Annotated in this window: 12 protein-coding genes and 1 pseudogene; 10 read left to right on the forward strand and 3 right to left on the reverse strand. The window is 64.3% G+C overall.

The window, feature by feature from the left end; genetic code table 11:
* Positions 1-76: 76 nt before the first annotated feature.
* Positions 77-1021: a MurR/RpiR family transcriptional regulator gene (locus tag ACIU1A_RS27580; RefSeq protein WP_140492084.1), complete on the reverse strand. Its 945-nt coding sequence runs from the start codon at positions 1019-1021 to the stop codon at positions 77-79.
* Between the two features lie 329 nt (positions 1022-1350).
* On the opposite strand from ACIU1A_RS27580, the gene ACIU1A_RS27585 reads away from it, so the two are divergent.
* The 6 genes and pseudogenes from ACIU1A_RS27585 (at position 1351) to ACIU1A_RS27610 (ending at position 7181) form a co-directional block, all read left to right on the forward strand.
* Positions 1351-2184 carry an ABC transporter ATP-binding protein gene (locus tag ACIU1A_RS27585; protein WP_140685361.1) on the forward strand — a complete coding sequence of 278 codons (834 nt, stop codon included), beginning with the start codon at positions 1351-1353 and terminating at the stop codon, positions 2182-2184.
* Positions 2181-3035 (forward strand): ABC transporter permease, encoded by an 855-nt coding sequence (locus ACIU1A_RS27590; protein WP_140492076.1) that lies wholly within the window; start codon positions 2181-2183, stop codon positions 3033-3035. The genes ACIU1A_RS27585 and ACIU1A_RS27590 overlap by 4 nt, the downstream gene beginning before the upstream one ends.
* Positions 3036-3124: 89 nt before the next feature.
* A complete protein-coding gene (locus tag ACIU1A_RS27595) occupies positions 3125-4297 on the forward strand; it encodes an ABC transporter substrate-binding protein (protein ID WP_404925744.1) in 1173 nt (390 codons plus the stop codon).
* A 176-nt stretch (positions 4298-4473) separates the two neighbouring features.
* Positions 4474-5565 carry a Gfo/Idh/MocA family protein gene (locus tag ACIU1A_RS27600; protein ID WP_140554765.1) on the forward strand — a complete coding sequence of 364 codons (1092 nt, stop codon included), beginning with the start codon at positions 4474-4476 and terminating at the stop codon, positions 5563-5565.
* 178 nt (positions 5566-5743) lie between these two features.
* A pseudogene (locus ACIU1A_RS27605) lies at positions 5744-6298 on the forward strand (amidase family protein); the annotation flags it as partial.
* Positions 6299-6368: 70 nt separating this feature from the next.
* Entirely contained in the window at positions 6369-7181 is an 813-nt protein-coding gene (locus ACIU1A_RS27610; protein WP_404925745.1) for an amidase family protein, read from the forward strand.
* Between the two features lie 239 nt (positions 7182-7420).
* Here the strand turns inward: ACIU1A_RS27610 and ACIU1A_RS27615 are convergent, their stop codons facing one another.
* Positions 7421-8665 carry a M24 family metallopeptidase gene (locus ACIU1A_RS27615; RefSeq protein WP_404925746.1) on the reverse strand — a complete coding sequence of 415 codons (1245 nt, stop codon included), beginning with the start codon at positions 8663-8665 and terminating at the stop codon, positions 7421-7423.
* 149 nt (positions 8666-8814) lie between these two features.
* Positions 8815-9378, reverse strand: coding sequence for an invasion associated locus B family protein (locus ACIU1A_RS27620; RefSeq protein ID WP_224618147.1), 564 nt, complete (start codon positions 9376-9378; stop codon positions 8815-8817).
* Positions 9379-9662: 284 nt separating this feature from the next.
* On the opposite strand from ACIU1A_RS27620, the gene ACIU1A_RS27625 reads away from it, so the two are divergent.
* From ACIU1A_RS27625 to ACIU1A_RS27640, 4 genes are all read left to right on the forward strand, one after another.
* A complete protein-coding gene (locus ACIU1A_RS27625) occupies positions 9663-22118 on the forward strand; it encodes a hypothetical protein (RefSeq protein ID WP_404925747.1) in 12456 nt (4151 codons plus the stop codon).
* 256 nt (positions 22119-22374) lie between these two features.
* Entirely contained in the window at positions 22375-22872 is a 498-nt protein-coding gene (locus ACIU1A_RS27630; protein WP_404925748.1) for a phage tail protein, read from the forward strand.
* A 10-nt stretch (positions 22873-22882) separates the two neighbouring features.
* Positions 22883-23386, forward strand: a complete 504-nt coding sequence (locus ACIU1A_RS27635) for a phage tail protein (protein WP_140492055.1) — start codon at positions 22883-22885, stop codon at positions 23384-23386.
* Positions 23387-23398: 12 nt separating this feature from the next.
* Positions 23399-23920: a phage tail protein gene (locus ACIU1A_RS27640; RefSeq protein ID WP_404925749.1), complete on the forward strand. Its 522-nt coding sequence runs from the start codon at positions 23399-23401 to the stop codon at positions 23918-23920.
* The last annotated feature ends 19 nt before the right edge of the window (positions 23921-23939 follow it).

Below are 23939 nucleotides of genomic sequence, written 5' to 3' on the forward strand. Positions count from 1 at the left end.
CGTCACCCACCCCTCAACCGTCACGGCGCTGCGCGCCGATCCACCTTCTCCCACAGGGGGAGAAGGGAAAAGCCTCCTAATCCCCGAGCGGCTCCATCTCCTTGCCGGTGCGGTGGATCTGGGCATTGTATTTGATGCGGCGGACCGTCTCGCGGGCCGAGCCGTCAAGCTTGTAGGCGGCAGCCACCGCCATGAGGTCGATCATGGCCAGGAAGGCGAAGCGCGATGCCGTCGGCTTCAGCGTATCGGGATATTCCGGCACCGCCACGGTCAGCCTGACATCGCCGACGCGCGCGAGCTCGGTATCGGGCGCCGTCACGCAGATGGCATTGGCGCGGTAGTGCTTGGCGAGTTCGACCGCCTCGATCACCTCGCGCGTGCGCCCCGTCGCCGAAATGGCGATCACCAGGTCGCCGGGCTTCAAGGTCGAGGCGGTCATGCGCATGAGATAGGGGTCGCATTGCGCGCTGATCGATATGCCGTAGCGAAACAACCGGTATTGCGTTTCCTGCGCCAGCGCCGAGGAGCTGCCGCCCAGTCCGAACACCGTAACCTGGCGCGCCTTGGCGATCAGCTCGGCGGCCTTCTGCAGCTGGACCGGATCGAGCTGCCGCTCGGCCTCCTGCAGCGCCCGCCGCGCTTCGCCGAACACCGCGTTCCAGAACGGCATGCCGGTGTCGTTCTCCCTGGCTGGCGAAGTGTCCAGATAGAGCGCGCCGACGACGAGGCTCTGCGCCAGCTTCAGCTTGAAATCACGCACGCCCTCGCAGCCGATGGCGCGGCAGAAGCGGGTCACCGTCGGTTCGCTGACGCCGGCACGCTGGGCAAGGGCGGCGTTGGAGGCATCGACCGCGTATTTGACGTCGTCGAGCACGACATCGGCGACGCGGCGCTCGGCCGGACGCAGCTCGGCATAGGTATCCTTGACCAGCGAGATGATGTCGGGAATGCGCCGCACAGGCTCACCCCCGTCCGCCTCGCCATCCGTCATCAGGTTTTCCCGGCTGTCAGCTTCGGTCATGAAGTGGCCTTCCCTGGTCCCTTGTCGACCTCTTACCATGCTTGCACGCTGTCGTTCCATGTGCACGGCCCCGCTGCAACTGCTGCGTGCCGTTGCGGCATGGCACCCGGCTTTGCCCATCTGCAACGCCCGCCTTGTTATGCCACTTTTCCCGAGTATGTAGGAAAGCAACACGCATTTCAAGATAAAGAAAAGACAGCGAAAGCAGGTATATAGAGAGGAATAGGCGGCTCTCAACGACGGAACGATCGCGCTCTTCGCTTGACACCAAAGTAGGATAGTTACACACTGACTTTGGCAGTCGATTGGACGCACTCTCCGAGGGGCGGATGAACGCGGGCGAAACAACAGCGCCGAAGCTTGGTGTGCAGGCAGCGACCAAGATCTATCACACCGCATCCGGCGACCTCCTGGCGCTGGACCGCTGCAGCCTCGACGTCCACGCCAATGAAATCGTTTCGATCGTCGGCCCGTCCGGCTGCGGCAAGACCACGCTTTTGTGGTCGATGTCGGGCTTGCACAGCCTGACCGGCGGCGAGATCCGGCTCGACGGCGTCAAGATCACCGGGCCGCATCCCGACATCGGCATCGTGTTCCAGGAAGCGAACCTGCTGCCTTGGCGCAATCTCGATGCCAACATCCGCTTTCCCTTCGAGATCAAGGGCGAGAAACCAGACCGCGCATGGATCGCGCATCTGCTCCACCGCGTCGGGCTCGACGGTTTCGGCGGCAAGTTCCCGCGCGAGCTTTCGGGCGGCATGCAGCAGCGCGCCGCGATCGTGCGGGCGCTGGCGCCAAAACCCTCCGTGCTTTTGATGGACGAGCCGTTCGGCGCGCTCGACAGTTTTACCCGCGAGGAGATGAACCGTCTCGTCGAGGAGATCTGGCTCGACACCAAGACCACCATCGTCTTCATCACCCACAGCATCGAGGAAGCAATCTTCCTCTCCGACCGCGTGGTGGTGCTGAGCGCGCGCCCCGGCCGCGTCGCCAGGGAATACCGCGTGCCGTTCGCGCGGCCGCGCTCGCTGGAGATCATGGCGACGAAAGAGGTTTTCGACCTCACCAACCGTATCAAGATGGACATCGTCGGCGAGCGCGTCAGGCCCAAGGCACCGGAGCAGGAACGCGTCGGCGCCGAGATCGTGAGGATCAGGCCGTGAGCGACGCCATCCCGGAATTCTCGAAATCGAAATCGGGTGCCAAGTCCGGCGATGGGCAGGACGTCAGCCTGACCAATCTCTCGGCCTTCGCCAGCGGCCCCGGCATCAAGTCGGGCAAGGAGGTGGCGGCGATCATCGCTGTCGCCGTGATCATCATCGGCGGCATCGAACTGGCGCTGCGCCTGTTCCATGTGCCGCTCTATATCATGCCGCCGCCAAGCTCGATCGCCTATGCGCTGTTCGACGAGTTCCCGCTTATTGCGCCGCATCTCGGCTATACGCTAGTCGAGCTGGTTTCCGGCTTCGCCATCGGCGCCGTCGTCGGCCTGGTGCTGGCCGCCGTCATCACCCAGTTCCCCTTCGCCGAAAAGATCGTCGCGCCCTACATCCTGCTTCTCGTCACCACGCCGATGCTGGCGCTGGTGCCGCTCTTGATCCTGCGCTTCGGTTTCGGCTACACGCCGCGCATCATCGCGGTGGCGCTGGCCGCCGGGCCGATGGTGATGATCAACGCAGCCACCGGCTTTCGCCGCGTCGACAGCGCCAAGATCGCGCTGGCGCGCTCCTATGGCGCCAGCACCTTGCAGATATTCTGGAAGATCCGCGCGCCGATGGCGCTGCCGATGATCCTGGTCGGACTGATGATCGGCGCCATCTTCGGCCTGCTGACCGCCGTCGGCGCCGAGATGGTCGGCGGCGGCTTCGGCCTCGGCAACCGGCTGACCACCTATTCGTCGATGATCCAGATGCCGCAATTCTTCGCCGTGGTGCTGATCCTGTCGACGCTCGGCATCCTGATCTACGTGCTGTTCTTCCTGATCGGCAAGAAATGGGCGAGCTGGGAGGCTTGAGCACGAGATCATGAACTCCCCGGAGCGGGCGAGGAGCGGGCGAAAGGCCATCGATCAACAAGAAGGTCAATCAACAAAAGGGGAATGCCATGACCGACCAGAACTCATTGCAGACGGCGACAAGAACGGGCATCAGCCGCCGCACCTTCCTGCAGGTGACGGCAGCCGGCGTCGTGACCGCCACCGCGCTCGGTGCATCGGGCTTGAAGGCCAGGGCGGCGGCCTATGAAAAATTCACCTGGATCTCGCCGCGCGGCACGCTCGAAGTGCTCGACGACTATCCTTATTGGGCAGCCAAGAAGGCAGGCTATTTCGACGGGCTCAGCACCGACATGCAGCCAGGCCCGTCGGACGGCACGGCGACGGTGAAGTTCGTCGATGTCGGCCAGGCCGATATGGGCTTTCCCTCGCCCGGCGTGTTCTCCTTCGCCATCCAGAACGGCATGAAGCTGAAGTCGGTGTTCCACATGGGCGCGCGCGACACGTTCTCCATCGCCTTCCGCAAGGGCGAGGGCACGAACGACCTGAAGAAGCTCGAAGGCAAGACCATCCTGCTCGGCTCCGCCGCCTGGCAGTCGATCACCGATCCGCTGCTCGCCGCGCAAGGCGTCGACATCAAGAAGGTCAAGTATGTCGAGGCCGGCTGGCCGACCTGGGGCACCGCGCTCGCCGGCGGCCAGGGCGACGCTGCCTTGTCGTGGGAGGGGCTGCGCGCCGAATGGATCGCCAAGGGCCTCGACTTCGAATACTGGCTCGGCGTGAAGAATTCCAAGCTGCCGGCCAACACCTTCGTCGTGCGCGCCGCCGATCTCGAAGATCCCGACAAGAAGGCATTCCTGGAAAAATATCTGCGCGGCTGGGCGATGGGGCTGGAGTTCGGCTACCAGAACCCGCGCGCGGCGGTCGAAGCGGTGTTCGAGCAGTTCCCCACGCTTGCCAAGAACCTTAGGCCCGAGCTCGGCACCACCTCGATCCTGCAGCAGATCAACGTCTTCCGCGGCGACATGGACAAGCGCGGCGGCTGGGGCTCGCACGACATGGCGAGCTGGCAAGGCTTCTTCGACGAGATCCACAAGATCGGCCAGATCACCAATCCGGTGAAGGCCGAGGACGTCTGCACCAACGAGCTGATTCCGGCCGCCAACGACTTCGACAAGGCCAAGGTCAAGGCCGATGCCGACGGCGTCAAGCTGACGGAGGGCTTTGCCGCGCTCGACGTCGAGAAGATCAAGGCGCATCTGTTCGATTCGGCGGTGAAGTAAGGGCTGCAAAAGAGGTCATGTCGTTCATTGCCCTGTCTTGGCTCCTTTCCTCTCCCTCCGGACAGGGGAGAGGAAAGGGCAGGCGGATGAGGGGCGGCGCCAACCTGAAGTGATTGTTCTGGATGCCCAGGCGCGGCAGCAGCTCGCCAGGTCCTATCAAAAATTGGGAGGCTGAATTGGCCGACAAAATAAAAGTGCTGGTTGTGGGTCTCGGCAATATGGGCGCCTCGCATGCCAGCGCCTATCACCGCTCGGACGGCTTCGAGATCGTCGGCATCATGAGCCGCTCGATCAAGAGCAACAAGAAGATTCCAGCCGAATTGTCCGGCTATCCGCTTTACGAGGATTTCGATCAGGCGCTTGCGGAGACCAGGCCGGACGCCGTGTCGATCAACAGCTGGCCCAACACCCATGCCGAATACGCGCTGAAGGCGATAGCGGCCAACTGCCACGTGTTCATGGAAAAGCCGCTCGCCACCAACATCGAGGATGCCGAGAAGGTCGTCGCGGCAGCGCGGGCGAAGAACCGCAAGCTGGTGCTTGGCTATATCCTGCGCGTCCACCCGTCCTGGATAAAATTCATCGAGGTCGGCAAGACGCTGGGCAAGCCGCTGGTGATGCGCCTCAACCTCAACCAGCAGAGCAGCGGCAGCGCCTGGCACTGGCACAAGAACCTGATCGACTCGCTGATCCCGATCGTGGATTGCGGCGTGCACTATGTCGACGTCATGTGCCAGCTCACCGGCGCCAGGCCCGTGCGCGTGCACGGCATCGGCGCGAAGCTCTGGGCGGAAGCCGACAAGCAGAATTACGGCCATCTCCACGTCACCTTCGATGACGGTTCGGTCGGCTGGTACGAGGCAGGCTGGGGCCCGATGATGAGCGAGACGGCCTATTTCGTGAAGGACGTGGTGGGGCCGAAGGGCGCGGTGTCGATCGTCGCCGGCCAGCAGACGAGCAGCGCAGCGGAAGCGGCGGAGGTGTCGAACTCGGCCGACATCGACCGCCACACCAAGACCGACGCGCTGAAGATCCATTATGCGGCGGTCGACGCCGACAAGAACTTTGCGAAACCCGACGAGATCGTCAGCATGGAAGACGAGCCCGGCCACCAGGAGCTCTGCGACCGCGAGCAGGCCTTCTTCCTGCGCGCCATCCGCGAGGATCTCGATTTGACCGAGCAGATGGACGCCGCCGTCAACAGCCTGCGCATCGTGCTCGCCGCCGAACAGAGCATCGAATTGGGGCGCACCGTCGAGCTGGCGTGAGAGCGCGCTGCCGGGGGCAACAGCTTCAGATCGGCGCCGCCCCTCACGCAGCGCCCCCGAGAAGATTCTCCCGTCACTCACGGGGAGAAGGTGCCGGCAGGCGGATGAGAGGCGGCGCAAACGTCGGCCCGAAGCGATAGCTCGGGCGCGGCGCGAGGCAAAGATTGGGAGGAGAGACATGGTCACCGACAGCCTGCTGAAAACCTATGCGAACTCCGATGCGCTGGACCTTGCCGACTTGGTGCATCGGGGCGAGGTTTCACCTGCGGAACTGGTCGAGGCGGCGATCACGCTGGTCGAGCAGCTCAACCCGGCGCTGAACGCGGTCATCCATCGCCTCTACGACATGGCGCGTGCCCAGGCGCAGACGGTCGACAGATCAGCACCTTTCGCCGGCGTGCCGTTCCTGCTCAAGGAACTGGCCTCGTCCTGGACCGGCGCCCCGAACACCAACTCTTGCCTCTACCTGAAAGATGTCGTCGCCGATTTCGACACCGAAGTCGTGCGCCGTATGAAGGCGGCCGGGCTGGTGCTGGTCGGCAAGTCGAACGCGCCCGAAAACGGCTGGTCGATCACGACGGAACCGAAGCTCTACGGCACGACGAAGAACCCGTGGAAGGAAGGCATCACGCCAGGTGGCTCGAGCGGCGGCGCGGCGGCGGCCGTCGCTTCGCGCATGGTGCCGATCGCCGAGGCCAGCGACGGCGCCGGCTCGATCCGCATTCCGGCCTCCTGCTGCGGCATCGTCGGGCTGAAGCCGTCGCGCGGCCGCGTCAGCCTGGCACCGTTCGGCGACTATTGGTATGGCGGCGCCTATTTCCTGTGCTGCTCGCGCAGCGCTGCGCGACACGGCGGCCTATCTCGACGCGGTGGCCGGCGCCTTGCCGGGCGACCCCTATACGCCGCCGGTCCCCGACGCCTCCTGGCTCAGCCTGTCGTCACTGGCGCCGAAGAAGCTGCGCATCGGCTTCACCGTCACCCCGCCCAACGGCACGGCCATCGATGCGGACGTGAAGGCGGCCGTGCTGGCCACCGTGGCGGCGCTGGAGCGGCTGGGGCATGACGTCGAGGAACACGACATGCCGCTCGATGCCGATGCCATGTGGGCCACCTACACCAACATGACCTGCGTACAGACGGCGGCGACCTTCGACTATCATGAAACGGTGATCGGCCGGCCGGTGACGCCTGATGATGTCGAACCGGTGACCTGGGCGATCATCGAACGCGGCCGTGCGACCAGCGGCACCAGGCACATTTCCGATGTCGAGCAGCTCAGGCAGGTCGGCCGCGACATCGTCGGCGACCTTTCGCCCTACGATCTCTTCATCACCCCGACGCTGACGCAGCTGCCACGTCCGTTCGGCTATTACGACATGTCGGAGACCGACATCGACCGCTACAACGCCAAATGGACGGATGCGGTGTTCGCCTTCCTCTTCAACATCTCGGGCCAGCCGGCGATCTCGCTGCCGCTCGGCTGGTCGAAAGACGGCGTACCGATCGGGGTGCAGCTTGTCGGCCGCTATGGCGACGAGGCGACGGTGCTGGCCGCGTCGGCGCAGCTCGAGCGGGAAATGCCGTGGAGGGACAGGCGGCCGCCGGTGAGCGGTTAATCGCTCGCGACAGGGCACCCATCGCTGAGTTCTGTGGCGCCCCCCCTCTGTCCTGCCGGACATCTCCCCCTCAAGGGGGAGATTGGAAGTTTCGGCGCCGGCTCATCTTGTTCTTGCAACGTTGAAAATTGGCGAAAGCGGGAGCGATAATCGATCTCCCCCTTGAGGGGGAGATGCCCGGCAGGGCAGAGGGGGCGCCGTAGGGCGCTGACAGTGACACCGTCACGATCCCGCCCTCGCTATCCTATCCTCTCCAATCGCCTTGGCAGCCGGTTCATCGCGGCTGGCCCATCCGGCGTGATCAGGAACTGGTCCTCCAGGTTGAAGCTGGCGAGGCCGTCGATGTAGAGCGGAATCTCGAAGGCCAGCACCATGCCGGCTTCGACCAGGACATCGCTGTCGGCCGCGATGAACGGCCATTGCTCCGAGAATACAGACTGCCCGACACCGTGGCCGAAATGGCCGCGGCGGTAGGAGCGCAGGCCTTGCCGCGCCAGGCTGTCGGTGGCGACGCGGTGCACATGGCCGAGCGAATTTCCCGGCACGAGTGCCGCCAGCCCGTCCTCGAAGGCGCGCTCGGCGATCGCGTGCAGTTCGACCTGGTCGGCGGAAGCGGGGCCGAAAGTGAAGTTGCGCGACATGTCGGAGGCATACCCGCCGACCGTGCAGACCATGTCGCATTTCAGCGGATCGCCGGGCATCGCCTTGGCATCGGCACCTTTGGCCCGGGCGCCGAGCGTCACATATTCCGCCGTCGCGACCGGATGGGAGAGGCCCGCCGCCGCCGCGGCCACGCCTTGCCGGTAGAGCGCGACGAGATCGGCCTGGCGCATGCCGGCCATCGCATCCACCTGCAGCCGCTCCAGCCCTGCTTCAGACAGGATAATGCCTTGCTGCAGGAGCTCGATCTCGCGTTGCGACTTGATCGCCCGCAGCCGATCCAAGACCGACGAGCCGTCGACCATCCGGCAATGCGGCAGCAGCGCCTGCATGGCCGCGAAATCGGCGGCCGGAACAAAGTCGAGGTCGACGCCGAGCGTTGCGCGCTCCAGTCCGAATTCGGCAAGCAAGGCTTGCAACTGGCGCACCGAGCCGGCGAGATCGAAGGTGGCGGGGCGCGCGAAATCCGGCGCGCGGGCAAGCGAGACAAGGCCGGTCTCGATGCGCTCCGCCAGAAGAAGGCCGCGGGTTTCCGTCTCGACCGGCGCGGATTCGATCCAGATCGGGTGCGAACGCACCACCGCTTCGGGCGCTGCGATCCGCAGCTGCGCCGCGTTGAAATCCGCGACGACGACGCCGATCGGCAGGTCCTGCCGGGCCGGGATGACAACGAAGCCGGCGCCGGCACGCCGGAACAGCCCCGCCGGTCCGATCGACACGCCGGTCGCATAGTGGAAGGCCTCGGGCGCTGAGAGCACCAGCGCCTGCAGGCCGGCGCGTTGCATCAGTTGCATCGCGCGCTGGCGGTCGACAAAGCCGGTCATGGTTCTCTCCGGATGGCTGAAGCGACATCGGAGCATTGCGGAAGCGGACAATCAAGCGGCACGATGCCGGTAGTCTCCGCCACAAGATGGAACCTGTCGTGGCCTGGAGCATTGCCCGGCGACGGCGGCGGGGGAGCGCGGCGAGCCCGCTACTTGATCGATTCCAGCTTGGCGATTGCCGCGGTGAAGCCGGCCAGCGAGACCGGGATGGTGACCGGCTTGCGGGTCACCGATTCCATGCCGATGTTGAGATTGGTTCCCGATTTCATCGCCTTGATCAGTTCCGGCGGCAGCGGCGTGGCGGCATAGGCGCCGTTCTGGTCGCTGGTCTGGATGGCGATGGTCGTCTTCTGGCCTTGATCGATCTGGTAGCTGGCGCCGGAGGGCAGGAACAGCCCGTGCGGCAGGGCGAGCAGCATGGCGAGGGAGCCGTTGCCGTTGTCGCGGCGCACGGTCACGGTCAGCACGCGCTGCCCGGTCTTGGCTTCGGTCAGGTTCTGCGACACCTGGCATTGAAGCTCGCTGTTGGCCGCGCCGCTTGAACAGTTCACCGCCCATGGATTGGCGTCGGCCGGCTTGGATTGAGCGGCCGGGGGCTGCGCCGGCTTGGCGTCCTCGGCAAGCGCCGGCCCGGCGACCGATGCGATCAGCCCCAGGGCGCCCAGTGCTGCCGTCACATTTAACAGATTAGCACGCGCTAAAATGGCTGCCATGTTCTTCACGCCCCGCATTTTTCTCGAAACGGCAGGTATTTTCCCACCGGCGGCTTGATACAATACTCTTGACTGTTCCGGAAGCCGCGCACAGGCGAGGAAAGCCGGCAAAATTACTGTTGCGGCATTGCCACAAGTGAGAACTTTACGGCGCAACAACAGCAGTCACGACGTTGGGGACTCGCTATACAATGGAATTCGCGCAAGAATTGGTGCGGGGGCGAGCAGTCTCCAAAGGGCGGCCAGGGATGGGAACTACCGAGACGTCTCGGCAGGTTGGGGAGATGGCGGCGCGCGGGGAGGATTTCCGCGCGCGCGTGGCCTATGGTCGCTCGCGTTTTGCAAGGCATCTCTGGAAGACGACGGCGCTTTCGACGCTGGCGCTGGCGTTGTCAGGCGTGGCCGCCTATGGCGACGACGCCCTCTGGCAGCCGCAGATACGCGCCATCATTGGCGCCGACAACAATGGCGGCAACGCCGCGCTCGAAGGCTTCATCCCGATCAAGCAGACCGCCGAATCGGTGCTGTTCCTGGATGTCAGGGCTAAGCACGATTTCAAGGACGCGTTCGGCCAGGATGTCGGCCTGGGCATTCGCCGCATCGTCAATCCCGACCTGATGCTCGGCGGCTACGCCTATCTCAACGTCGAGAACTACAAGTCCAACCAGTTCACGTCAGCCACGCTGGGCGCCGAGGCCATCACCCCGCATTTCGACGCGCATGTGAACGTGTTCGTGCCGATCAAGGGTGACACGACGGACCATTCGGTCTCCTCGACCCTGTCGATGGTCTCGAACCAGTTGATCGAACAGATCTCGGTGCTCGACCATCGCGACTACGCGGCCTGGGGCATCGAGGGCGAGGTCGGCGCGCGGGTGCCGCTCAACCTTCCCGACAAGCATTCGCTGCGGCTCGACATAGGCGGTTACCATTTCGAGGATCCGCATGGCGACGACAACGGCGTCACCGGGGTCAAGGCCGGCATCGAATATGAGATCGGCGATATCTTCGGCACCGGAACGGCGCTGACCTTCACCGGCGAGGTGCGCAACGACAATCGCGACGACACCCAGTTCGCCGGCAGCGTGCGGCTGAGCATCCCGTTCAATCCAGGCCAAGGCGGCGCGGACAGCGGGCCGGAGCCGGTCTATCCGGTCAGCGAAGGCCTGCGCAAGCGCGTCAACGAGCGGGTGCGCGGCGACATCGGCGTCAGGATCCAGAGCCATGAACTGCCCGGCGGCTCGACGACGCGCGTCGCCATCAACGCCGCCACCAATGCCGCCTTCGGCAAGTTCTACTACGCCGATGGCGGCCTGGCCGGCGCCGGCACGCTGGCCGATCCGACGACGCTGGACGACGCAGTGACCAAGGCCGGCACCGGGGGTTTCGTGGTGGCGCTGGGCGGCAACGGCAACATCACCACCACCGGCACGACGCTCGCAGACGGCCAGACCGTCATCGGCGGCGGCCAAAGCGTCACCGCGAAGCTGTTCGGCGGCGGCACCGGCACCTTCAATCTGGGCGGCAGTAACGGCACCATCCAGGGCACCAGCGTGGCCAACAACGTGATCACGCTCGGCAACGGCGACACGCTGAACGGCATCACCATCACCGGCGGCGCCGACGGCATCTTCGCCAACAACATCACCGGCGCCACGCTGACCAATGTCACGGTGACAGGCGCCGGCGGCAACGGCGCCGCCTTCACCGGCAACTCGACCGGCATCACTGGTTCCAATTTCACCTCGACCGGCAACGGCCTTGACGGCCTGCACATCGAAGGCGACGGCACCTACAATTTCGCCGGCACGACGCTGCTCCAGGGCAATAGCGACGACGGGCTGGATGCCACCGGCCATGGCACCTATACATTCGCGACGCTTAGCGCGAAGGACAGTGCCGACCGCGGCATAACCGTTCAGGGCACCTCGACATCAGGCAGCTTCGCCACAACCGGCGGCACCGTGTCGGGCAATGGCGGCGTCGGCGTCTTCATCGATCCGATCACGGCGCATGTGGTGCTGGATTCGATCGACCAGACCGGCGGTCCGTCGGGCGTCGTGCTCGATCACGTGGCGGGCAGTTTCGCCGTCATCGGCGCCACGACCATTTCGGACACCACCGGACCGGCGATCGCCATTTCTAACTCACCGGCGGCGATCCGCTTCGGCGATATCGACATCAGCGCTCCCGCCGGCGACGGCATCTCGTTTACCGGCGTCAACGCGGCGGTGGTGGCAGGCGACATCGTCATCTCGGGCCTCGGCGTCGGCACTGGCCTCGACTTCTCCGGCAGCCATACGAACTTCACCGCACAGTCGCTCAACATCGCCGGCACGGGTGCGGCCGGCTCGATCGGCATCGACCTCACCTCGCCGACCTCGGGCGGGGCAACGATCGTCATCACCGATGGCGGTGCGATCACAGGCGTCGACACCGGCGTGCGCTTCGGCATTTCCGGCTCGCTGCTGAACTCGGCCAATGCCGAATTCTCCTTCGGCGGCGGTTCCATTGCCGGCAGCACCGCCTCGCTCGACGCGCGCGGCCTTAACCAGACGCTCGGCCACTACGCCTTCGGTTCGACCACCTTCAGCGGCCCGCAACTGTTCGACCAGCAGAATGTCATCTTCGTCGGCGCGGCGGCGACCGGCTCGGGCACCGGATCCTCGCTGCTCGACCTTGCCTCGATTGCCACCGCCGATGCCAACATCGACGGCACCGCGATCTTCGTGCTGGTCAACCGCGGCGCCATCGACGACACCGACGGGTTCTCGCTGAGCGCCGGACAGACGCTGGCTTCCTTCGGCAACGGCCGCACATTCTCGCTCGGCGGCATCCCGGTTAACGTAACGGGCGACAACATCGCGCACACCAGCGCCATCTCGGACGGCGCGGGCGCGGCGACGCTCACCAGTTCGGCCGGCGCGGACACTGTCACGCTGGCCAACAACAGCGCGCTGCTCGACTTCAACGTCTCGAACGCCAATCCGGGCGGCGGCAACGGCATCCACGGCAACAATGTCACCGGCGTGACGATAAGCGGCATGAATGTCAGCGGCGCCGGCCTGGACGGGCTGCTGTTCGAAGGCGCCAGCAATGTCGCGGCCAACAATGTGACCTCGACGAGCAACGCCAGCGAGGGCCTGCATATCGACGGCGACGGCAGTTATGCCTTCACCGGCACGACGACACTGTCGAACAATGCCGGCAATGGCCTGTTCGTCGGCGGCGACGGAACATATGCATTCCAGACGCTGAACGCCTCCGACAATTCCGGCTTCGGCGTCAACGTCCTCTCCACCACCGGCACGTTCAGCACCACCGACGGCACGATCTCCGGCAATGGCGCGGCCGGCGTCGCCTTGCTTGGCGCTAATCTCGACGTCAAGCTGGCCAGCCTGACGCAGGACGGTGGCCTGTTCGGCGCGACGTTGGCAGGCGTATCGGGAAATTTCGCCGTTTCCGGCGCAACGACGATCAGCAACACCTTCGTCGGCGGCCTCGGGATCTTCGACAGCACCGCCGATTTCATGTTCGGAGCCGTCGATATTTCGGACATCACCGCCCCCGGCGGCATCGGCATCGACGTCCAGAATTCCGGCGGCGCGGTCACCTTCGGCGGGCCGGTCATTCTGACCCATATCGGCAGCGAGGGCATCCTCGCCACCGACAACACCGGCACGCTCACCTTCAGTGGCCCGGTGAGCATGACCGGCCCCGGCGAGGGCGTCTGGCTGGAAAACAACACCGGCGCCGTTTCGTTCGGCGGCGCCGTCACCATCGACCAGCCGCTCGGAAGCGGCATCGACGTCGTCGGCAGCAACGGCGTCATCAGCTTCGACGACATCGACATCACCGGCCTGTGCAATTGCTCCACCGCGCTCGACCTCTCGGGCAGCACGTCGACCTTCACCGCCGCCACGCTCGACATCAGCGGCAGTTCCGGCGGCTCCTCGATCGGCGTCGACCTGTCCGGCACCAATGGCGGGTCGGTGACCATCGGCAGCGGCGTCATCACCGGTGTCGACACCGGCGTCCAGATGGGCACCAACGGCCTGGCCGGAACCACCGCCAGCACGGCGTTCTCGTTCGGTGCGGCCGGCGGCGCATCGATCACCGGCGTCATCGCCTCGCTCGACATGCGCGGCCTGCTGCCCGGCAGCGGCACCTATGCCTTCAACGGCACGCATCTGGTTGGACCGCAGCTGTTCGATGCAGCCAACGTCGTCTTCGTCGGTTCGAGCAGCACCGGAACGGGCGACGGCTCAAGCGTCGCTAACCTGATCGATGCCGCCGCGGCCGACGATCTGACCACCAATGCCAACACGACCTTCGTGCTGGTCAAGACCGCGGCCGTGCAGACCACCGCCACCGATGCCAACGGCTTCACGCTGGCCAGCGGCCAGTCGCTGGTCTCCTTCGCCAACGGCGCCACCATCAGCCTGGGCGGCCCGCCGGCCAATGTCACCGGCACGGCGGTCGTCACCGGCGCGACACAGGCCGATCCGTTCGGCTTCGGTGGCGCGACGCTGAACAACGGCGGCGGCAACACCATCGACCTCGCCAGCGGCAACACCGTCTCCAACCTCAGCGTCAACAGCTCGTTCCTGGCGATGGACGGCACGGCGTCGATCAACGGCCTCACCAGCACTGGCGTGACGATCCTGGGCGGGACCATCGGGCTTTACCTCGGCAGCGCGTCGGGCGCGATCACTGTCAACGATCTGACCATCCAGGGGTCGGTGCCGACCGGCGTCGTGCTGGCCAACACATCCGCGACGGTCGACTTCACCGGCACCACGACGATCGCCGGCGGCAGAAATATCGCGCTGCTGGTCAATAATTTCGGCGGCACCGCCAATTTCGCCGATCTCGACATATCAGGCGGCAGCGGCCTCGGCATCGTGATCCTCAACGGCTCGAGCGGAAGCCTGACCTTCGGGGCGGCCAGCTCCATCGCCAATACCGGCGCCAGCGCGATCGTTATCGGCAGTTCGTCGGCCGACGTCACCTATGACGGCACGATTAGCCAGAGTAGCGCGGCAAAAGCCGTTAGGATCGACGGCACCACCGGCGGCCTGATCACATTCGGCGGCGCCATCACTTCGACCGGCACCGGCGGCCTCTTCGATATCGGGGAGATAACCGCTCCCACCGACACCGCGATCCGCTTCACGGGTCCGCTCACGGCGACCGGCGGCGGCGGCGCGTCGATCACCAGCCTTGGCGCCGACTCGACATTCGAGGTCAGCGGCACGCTGTCGATCACCGGCACGACCGGCGCCGCGCTGTCCATCTCGAATGCGGCCGGCAGCGCCACCTTCGGCACGACCAATGTGACGCTGGGCGCGACCAGCACTACCGGCATCGATTTCTCCGGCACCAACAACGACGTCAGCTTCGGCACGACCACCGTCAGCGGCCTCGGCGCGGGCGCCAGCCAGACCGCCATCGACTTCTCCGGCTCGGCCACGACCGCCGATTTCGGGCTGACGACGATCACCGGAAACGACGCCGCGAGCTCGCGCGGCATCGACCTGACCTCGACCACGGGCAACCGCACCATCACCTTCCTGACCGGATCGTCGATCTCAGGCGCCGGCATCGGCGTCGATCTGTCGTCCGGCCAGACGGCGGCGACCAGCGCCAACGCCAGCTTCACCTTCGGCGACGGCGAATTCGCCGACGCCAACGGCCGCAATTCGACGATCACCGCGGCGGCGGGCAATTTCACCGTCAACACCGTCGGTCTCGCCGCGCTCGGCAATTATGATTTCGATGACGTGCTCTTCACCGGCAGCGCGAATCTGGCCAGCGCCGTCGGCGGGGTGTTCATGGTGTCGCAAAATGGCGGCGTCATCGCCGCCGGCTCATTTGGGCTCAGTACGTCAGTCAATACCATCTCGGTTGCCGATGCCGATCTGAAGACCGGCACCCAGACCTTCGCCTTCGTCGGCACGGTCGACCTCAGCGGCACGCCGTTCACGCTCGATTCCGGCCAATCGATCACCGGCTTCGGCAACGGCAACGCCATCACCACGACCGGCACCATCCAGCCGGTGAACGTGCAGGGCAATCTCGGCGCCACCGGCGGCGACGTCACCGGCGACGAGGGCGTAGTCAAGAGCACGGGCAGCGATACCCTGCATCTGCTCGGCAGCAACCAAGTGCGCAACACCGCCTTCGACTTCACCGGCGGCAGCGGCTCGGTCTTCACCATCGACCAGAGCGCGGGCAGCTTCAACAATGCCGGCGGCATCGTCATCGAAGGCGTCACGGTCGGCAATGTCGGCGCCGGCCAGACGGCGTTCAAGGTCGCCGGCCTCGACAGCAATTTGTCGATCACCAACAACAACGTCAACGTCGCCGGCACGCTGCTCGACGTCGACGGCGGCGCCGGCAACATCACCGTGACGCGCGGCATCTTGCCCAACAGCGGGCCGGCCGGCACGCTGACCGGCGGCGGCATCTCGATCGCCAATCACGGCGGCGGTCTGATCAATTTCACCGACAAGGTGACTGTTGGCGGCAACGGCGTCTCGCTCACCAACAACGCCGGCACCGTCAACTTCACGGATGTGGACATTTCCACGAACGGCGCGACGGCGTTCAGCGCCAGCGGCGTCGGCACGGTCAATGTCCTGACGGGTACGGTCAATGCCACCAACGCGCAGGCGGTGGCCCTCGACGGCATCGCCGGCAATATCGATTTCGCCTCGACCAGCGCGTCGTTCGGTTCCGGCAGCGGCATCGACCTGCAGAACCTCAGCGGCACGTTCAATTTCGGCACCGGCACGCTGACCAACACCGGTTTGGGCACGGCCTTCAATGTCGGCTCGGGCACCAATGCGAGCGGCGGCAACGCGAACATATCCTACGCGGGCGCCATCGTCAGCAACGGCACCGGCGCGGCGGTCTCGATCCAGGAACTGACCGGCGGTTCTGTGATGCTGTCGGGCAACCTGACCGATGGCCTTGCGGGCGCCGGCGGCAATATCGTCGTTGCCGGCATCGACAACGGCACGGCGGCGACCGTGACCTTCTCGGGCGCGACCAAGCAGATCAGCTCGGGCGCGACGGACGGCGTCAGCCTGATCGGCAACCCGAACGCCACGATCGGCTTCGGCAATGGCGGCCTTGACATAACGACGACGGCAGGAGCGGGTTTTGGCGCGGGCTCCGGCGGCACGATCAGCATCTCCGGGACCGGCAACACCATCACGACAACGACTGGAACCGCGCTCGATCTCGACGGCGCAACGGTCGGCGCGGGCGGCGTTATTTTCGATTCCGTTTCGGTCAATGGCGCGGCGACCGGCGTTTCGCTCAACAATATAGTCGGCGGCGCCATCGATCTCGGCGCGGTCGACCTGCAGAACATCACCTCGCGCGGTGTCGACATATCCGGCACGCTCGGCTCGACCTTGGGCTTCGACAGCCTGAACATCGGGCTCAATGCAGCCAATGCGGTCGGCTTCGACCTCAACGGCGCTGCGCTCGGCACGAGCAACATCAAGGCCGGCGATTTCGACGTCGACGGCGGCAGCTTCGCCGGCACTATCGGCATCGACATGGCCGGCACGACCGGCACCGGCACGATCCAGCTCGGCGACACTGCCAACAACAATCCGGCGGGCCAGACCTCGAAAATCGAAAATGTCGGCTATGGCGTCCAGTTCTCCAGCGCCACCAACGCCAGGCTGGTGTTCGGCGACGGCGCTGGCCTGGCCGAATCGGCGATCGCGACCACCGGCGGCCAGGCCATCCATGCCATCGACACCCTGCCGACCAATGGCGACTACAATTTCAACGACGTCACCTTCACCGGCGACACGTCGAATCTGTCCGCTTACAAGGTCTACTACGTCACCACCGACGCCACCGGCGGCGGCGACGGCAGCTTCGTCAATCCAGGCACCTATGCCAACGCCCAGGCGTCCACGGCCAATGTCATCGTGCTGATCGACAAGAACGGCACCGGTAGCCAGGAAACGATCGACCTGAGCGGCACGTCGTTCCAGCTCGATGACGGGCAGGTGTTGCTCGCCTTCGGGCAAAACGATACGGCCATCGACGTCTCGCAGCTCGGTGTCGACACCAGCAGCGGCGCGTCGGCGGCATTCCATTTCACCACGGTGCAGAATTCGCCGATCATCGCCGCACCGACCGGCATCGACACGCTGCGGCCGATCCTGCAGAGCAACACTGCCGGTTCGGTGATCACCCTGGCGACCAGTGGTACCAGCCCGATCACCGGCGGCATCGAGAATCTCATCATCCGCAACACCGGCACCGGCGCCGGTGTTGCCGTCGATGCGTCGGCCGCGTCGAGTTTCTTCCTCCGCAACAATGACATATCAGCCGGCGGCAGGGCGCTCGACTTCTCCACGACCGCTGCGGCGGCCAACACGCTGCTGCTTTCGATCGACGGCAACACGCTGCGATCGACGGGATCCGCGCTAGCCGCGTCCTTCGCCGGCCAGAACATCAACGCGACGGACAATTCGATCGCCATCCGCTCCTTCGCCGGCAACACGGTGCTCGGCGGCACCGGCGGCGGCATTGCCTTCGACAATGTCACGTTCGACTCCACTGGCGCCGGCGGCACGGTCAGCGTGGGCACGCTCGACGTCGGCACATCAGGCGCGCGCGTCCAGGGCAACGGCCTTGCCTTTACCAGCACCAGCGGCACGCTCGATCTCGGCACGTTCACCACGTTCAATGATGGCGGCACTGGCGTCCTCGTCGACACCAAGGGCCCCCCGGCCACAACCTTTGCGCTGAACAGCAGCGGCGGCACCGTCGACACCATCAACGGCGTGGCGTTCAATCTCGATCCGCTGACCGCCAGCATGATCGTAAACAGCGTCAACGCCAGCGGCGGCGCCAGCGGCATCATCTTCGACGGCGTCGCCGGCACGTTCACGGTCACGGGCGCGACCACCGTCACCGGCACGACGGGTGCCGGCATCAGTTCGAACGCCAGCAATCCCACCGGCACCTTCAATTTCAACACGGTGACGGTGAACAACACGGCTTCGACGGGCGGCGGCATCGGCTGGGAGAGCGGCACGCTCAACGTCGGCGGGCTCGCCGACATCGATACGACCAGCGGGGCCGGCCTGTTCCAGGGCGGCGGCACGACCAGCTTCAACGGCGGGCTGACAATCGACACCACCACCGGCGCCGGCATTACCGGCCCCGGCGGGACGATCAACATCATCGCCACCGCCGGCAGCGAAACGGTGAATTCCACCAGCTACAAGGCGATCGATCTCACCAATGCCGCCCTCGACGTCGCGCTCGACTCGACGTCGTCCGGCGGCGGCGGTGTCGTCCTGACCAATGTCACCGGCACCGCCGGCCTCGGCACCGGCACGCTGAGCGGCGGCGGTGGCACGGCATTCAGCGTCGGCGGCGGCACCGTAAGCACCACCTATGGCGGCAACATCACCCAGGCGGGCAACGCGGCCCTGGTGTCGGTTTCAGCAGGCCATACGGGCACGCTGACCTTCTCGGGCACGCTGTCGGCAACCAACGGCACCGGCCTGCAGTTCGACAATGCCGACGGCATCTACAATTTCAACGGCACCACGACCTTGAATGGCGGCGACGCCGGCATCGATATCGTCAACAACTCGGGCGGCACGTTCAACTTCGGCACCGGCACCTCGATCACCAACCCGAACAGCACGGCCTTCAACGTCGACGCAAGCGCGGCGAACGTCATCTATAGCGGCAACATCACCCAGGCCGGCAATGCCGCGCTGGTCGCCATCGCCGGCCACCCCGCGGGAACGATCACCTTCCAGACGGGCACGCTGTCGGCAACCAACGGCACCGGCCTGCAATTCGACAATGCCGACGGCATCTACAATTTCAACGGCACGACGACACTGAATGGCGGCAATGCCAGCGTCGACATCCTCAACGATTCCGGCGGCACGTTCGGCTTCGGCGTCGGCACCTCGATCACCAGCCCGAACGGAACCGCGTTCAGCGTCGATGGCGGTAACGCGACCGTTACCTATGCCGGCACGATCACACAAGGTACCGGCGGCCAGCGCCTGATCGTCGTCGCCGACACCACCGGCGGCGCGGTGAACTTCACCACAGCCCTGGCGAATGGGCTCAACGACACCAGCGGCACCGGCATCGTGGTCGACGGTGTCGCCGGCAACGTCACCGTGAACAACGCCAGCCTGACCGGGACGACCGGCATCACCATCCTTGGCGATGTGGCGAACAACGCGACCGGTACCTATACGTTCAACAACGTCGCTATCGACACGGTTGCCGGCGCGCTGACGAACCATGCGTTCGCCGTCGACGGCGACCAGGGCACGTTTACCAACGACGACGTGAGCGCCACGATCAATCTCAACAATGTCGACATCACCAACCCTGGCGGCAACGTCGCCAACATTCGCGGCATGGCTGGTGGCTCGGTCAATTTCGACAACGCCAGCTCCATCACCCGAAACGATGGCGGACTGGGCATCGTCGCGCTCAGCAATTCCGGCGGCACGATCAATTTCGGCGGCGCGTCGAAAACGCTCTCGACCGGCGCCAACGCCGCGGTGTTACTGACCAGCAACCCCGGTGCGACCATCAACTTCACCAATGGTGGCCTGGCGATCACCACGACGAGCGGCATCGGCTTCGGCGCCACGGGCGGTGGCACGGTGAGCATCACCGGCTCCGGCAACACGATTTCGACCGGCAGCGGCGCGGCGGTCGACATGGACGCCGTCGCTATCGGCGCCGGCGGCATGACCTTCGCTTCCACGAACACGAGCGCCGGCGGCGGCAGCGCCGTGATCCTCGACGCTGTTACCGGCGGACCGGTCAACCTCGGCGGTGGCGCGCTGGTCGGCGGCGGCAGTGCCACAATCCGCATCGGCGACGGTGCCGGCAGCGCCAACACCGGCGGCACGGCGGCTTTCACCTATGCCGGCACCATCACCAGCGGAACCGGCCAGGCGGTCAATATCCAGGATCGCGCCGCCGGCGCCGGCAACATCACGCTGTCGGGCAACATCAGCCACAATGTGGCCGGCCAGACCGGCGTCCTCCTCGACGACAACGCCGCCGGTACCATCACTTTCTCCGGTGCCTCCAAGTCGATCACGTCGGGCAGTTCGGCCGGTGTCAACCTGACCGACAACACCGGCGCGACGATCAACTTCACCAATGGCGGGCTGGTCATCAACACCACCAGCGGCACCGGCTTCGGCGCCACGGGCGGCGGCACGGTGACGGTGACAACCGGCGCCAATCCGAACACGATCACATCCGGTACCGGCACCGTGCTCAACGTCGCCAACACGACGATCGGCGCGAGCGATCTGACATTCAGGAGCATTTCGGCTAACGGCGCCGCCAACGGCATCGTGCTCAACAACACCGGTGCCCTTGGCGGGTTGACGGTGACCGGCGATAGCGGCGGCGCCAACAACGGCTCGGGCGGCACCATCCAGAATTCGACGGGTACCGGTGTCCTGCTGAATTCGACCAGTTCGGTCAACCTCAGCTACATGAATATCATCAACAGCACCAATGACGGTATCGGTGGCACATCGGTGACCAATTTCTCGCTCAACCGGTCGACGCTGTCCAACAATGGCACCGCGGTTGAGGATGCGGGTATCGATTTCGGCGGTGTCAGCACTGTAACGCCCAGCGGTCTGTTCGGCACAGCAAGCATCACCAATTCGACTGTCACCACCTCATTCGCAAAGAACGTCTCGATCCGCAATTCGAACGGGACCTTGTCGCTGACGGTCAACAACAGCAAGTTCAGCAACAATTCGTCCAAGACGCAGAGCGATGACGGCCTGTTCGTTGAGGCCGACGGTACCGCGACAATTTCGGCCACAGTCACCAGCAGCACATTCACGGCCAATCGCGGGGATCATTTCCAGGCGGCTGCGGCAAACTCTGGCAACCTCAATATCGTGTTCTCCGGTAACACGCTCACAGGCGGTCATTCGACAGCTCTTGGCCAAGGCATCACAATCAACGCCGCAACGGGCCTGGCGTTCGGCGGCTATACCGGCACGGTCAACTACGACATTGACAACAACACGATCAGCGGCGCGATCTCGAGCGCAATCACCGTCAACTTGGGCACGTCGGGTTCCGCCGCACTGTTCAACGGCTTCATCCGCAACAACGATATCGGCACGGTTGGCGTTGCCAATTCCGGGTCGGCGCAAGGCTTCGGCATCGACCTCGAAGCTCATGGCAACGGAACCCATACCGCATCTGTAGCCGGAAACGTCGTGGTGGAAGCATTCGACCGCGCGATGAATGTGTTGGCAAACGACGGCAATGGCGTGCTCAATCTAACTGTGCAGAGCAACCAATTCTCCGTCGGAACCGATCCGGCTGGCTCGCGAGAAGCTTTCTTCCTCAACGCGGGGTCAACATCGGCGAACGTCTTTGGCGTCACCGACAGCCATACGGTGCGCCTCAATCTCGGCGGCGCCGGCGCTTTGCAGAATACCTTCGCCCACGGCGTCGGCAGTGTCGACGATTTCCGCATACGGCAACGGTTCGACACCCGGGTCGAGATGCCGGGTTACGCCGGTGCGCCGTTCGACCCGGCTGGGGTCGTCAGCTATATTCAGGGACGCAATATCGGCAGTGGCGGCGGAAGTGCCACGGTCAACGATTCACCGTCGGTGACGACCGATGGCTTCTTCAGCGGGACAGTGCCGTTGCCAAATCCGTTCTAATGCTTATCGCTCAAAACCGAGCTCTGTTCGTGACGTGCACAAACAAAGATTTCGTATGAACTTGGGTCGTCGCGATGTAGTTCTGGAGCACATTGAACGAAATCTGCGCAGAGATTTTCCTTACGGATTTTCGTAAATTCTTAGAAAACTGCCATACTGCTGTTTTCTTTCTATCCTTTTTCGGAAGCCATATCTATTCGACCTGGATTTTAATTGGAAATCATGCAAATCTAGGCGCGCCAAGGGGGAAGTGCTTATGGCCGAACCGTTTCTGTCTGAAATTCGGATCATGTCATTTGGCTTCGCTCCCAAGGGCTGGGCCTTGTGCAATGGGCAGCTTATGCCGATCAACCAGAACCAGCCGCTGTTTGCATTGCTTGGCACCACCTTTGGTGGCGATGGGCGTGTTAACTTTGCACTTCCCGACTATCGCGGGCGCATTCCCATTCATGCTGGATCGGGCCATTCGCTTGGCGAGCGCGGTGGTGAGCAAGGCCATACGCTCTCGATAGTGGAGATGCCTACTCATACCCATCAATACATGGCGTCTTCGACCAATGCCGGCACGCCTATAGCGACTGGCAACCTGCTCGCGGCGACCAATAATCTCTATGCCGCGCCGACCAATTTGGTGCCTCTCACGCCTTCATCGGTCGGCGACATCGGCGGCAGTCAACCGCATACAAACATACAGCCATTCCTGACGCTCAATTTCTGCATCGCGCTGCAAGGCATCTTCCCCTCCCACCCCTGACGGAGATACCATGCCACAGCCCTTTGTTGGTGAGGTCCGCATATTTGCCGGCAATTTCGCGCCAGCCGGCTGGATGTTCTGCGAAGGACAATTGCTGCCGATCTCTGAAAACGAGACTTTGTTCCAGCTGATCGGCACTACCTATGGCGGCGACGGCCAAAGCACATTCGCACTGCCCGACCTGCGCGGGCGCGTACCCCTACATCAAGGCAGCGGGTTCATTCTCGCCGAAATCGGAGGTGTTGAGGCGGTCACACTGACGGCGCAGCAACTGCCTGTCCATAGCCATCAATTCATGGCGTCGAGCAGCCCGGGCAGTTCGGTCAACGCGCAAGGCAACGCGATTGCGGAGTCGCCCAACATTTCGATCTATATAGAAGACGTTGCGGGAATAAACCTCAGCGCCACCGCTATTTCGCCGATCGGCGGCAACCAACCGCACGAAAATTTCCAACCCTATCTCTGTGTCAATTTTATCATCTCGCTGTTCGGCGTTTTTCCGTCGCAGACTTGAAAAGGGACCGTCATGTCCGATCCGTTCGTCGCTGAAATTCGTATCTTTCCGTTCAATTTGGCGCCTACGGGCTGGGCGTGGTGCGATGGACAATTGCTGCCGTTATCACAAAACACGGCGCTGTTTTCGTTGCTTGGCACCGTCTATGGCGGCGACGGCAAAAGCAACTTCGCACTACCTGACTTGCAAGGCAGTGCACCGATGCACCCCGGACAGGGACCCGACCTTTCGCTTCACGATCTTGGGGAAACGGGCGGATCAGAGACGGTAAGCCTCTTGGAATCGGAAATTCCAAGTCACTCTCACTTTTCCCGTGCGGCATCAGACGACGCAGACTTGAAGGCGCCAACGCCGGCGCGCTCCCTCGCCCGCTCGCAAGGGGGCTTTGCCTATATCTCGAGTACGCCCAACGCGCAGATGGCGGATCAGGCACTCGCCCCCGCCGGCGGTGACCAGCCGCACAACAATTTGATGCCTTATCTCACCTGCTACTTCTGCATCGCGCTGCAAGGCGTCTTCCCGCCGAGAGGCTAAATTCCCCGCCAACAGGCAG

Source organism: Mesorhizobium maamorense, assembly GCF_044998965.1.
Taxonomy (GTDB): domain Bacteria; phylum Pseudomonadota; class Alphaproteobacteria; order Rhizobiales; family Rhizobiaceae; genus Mesorhizobium.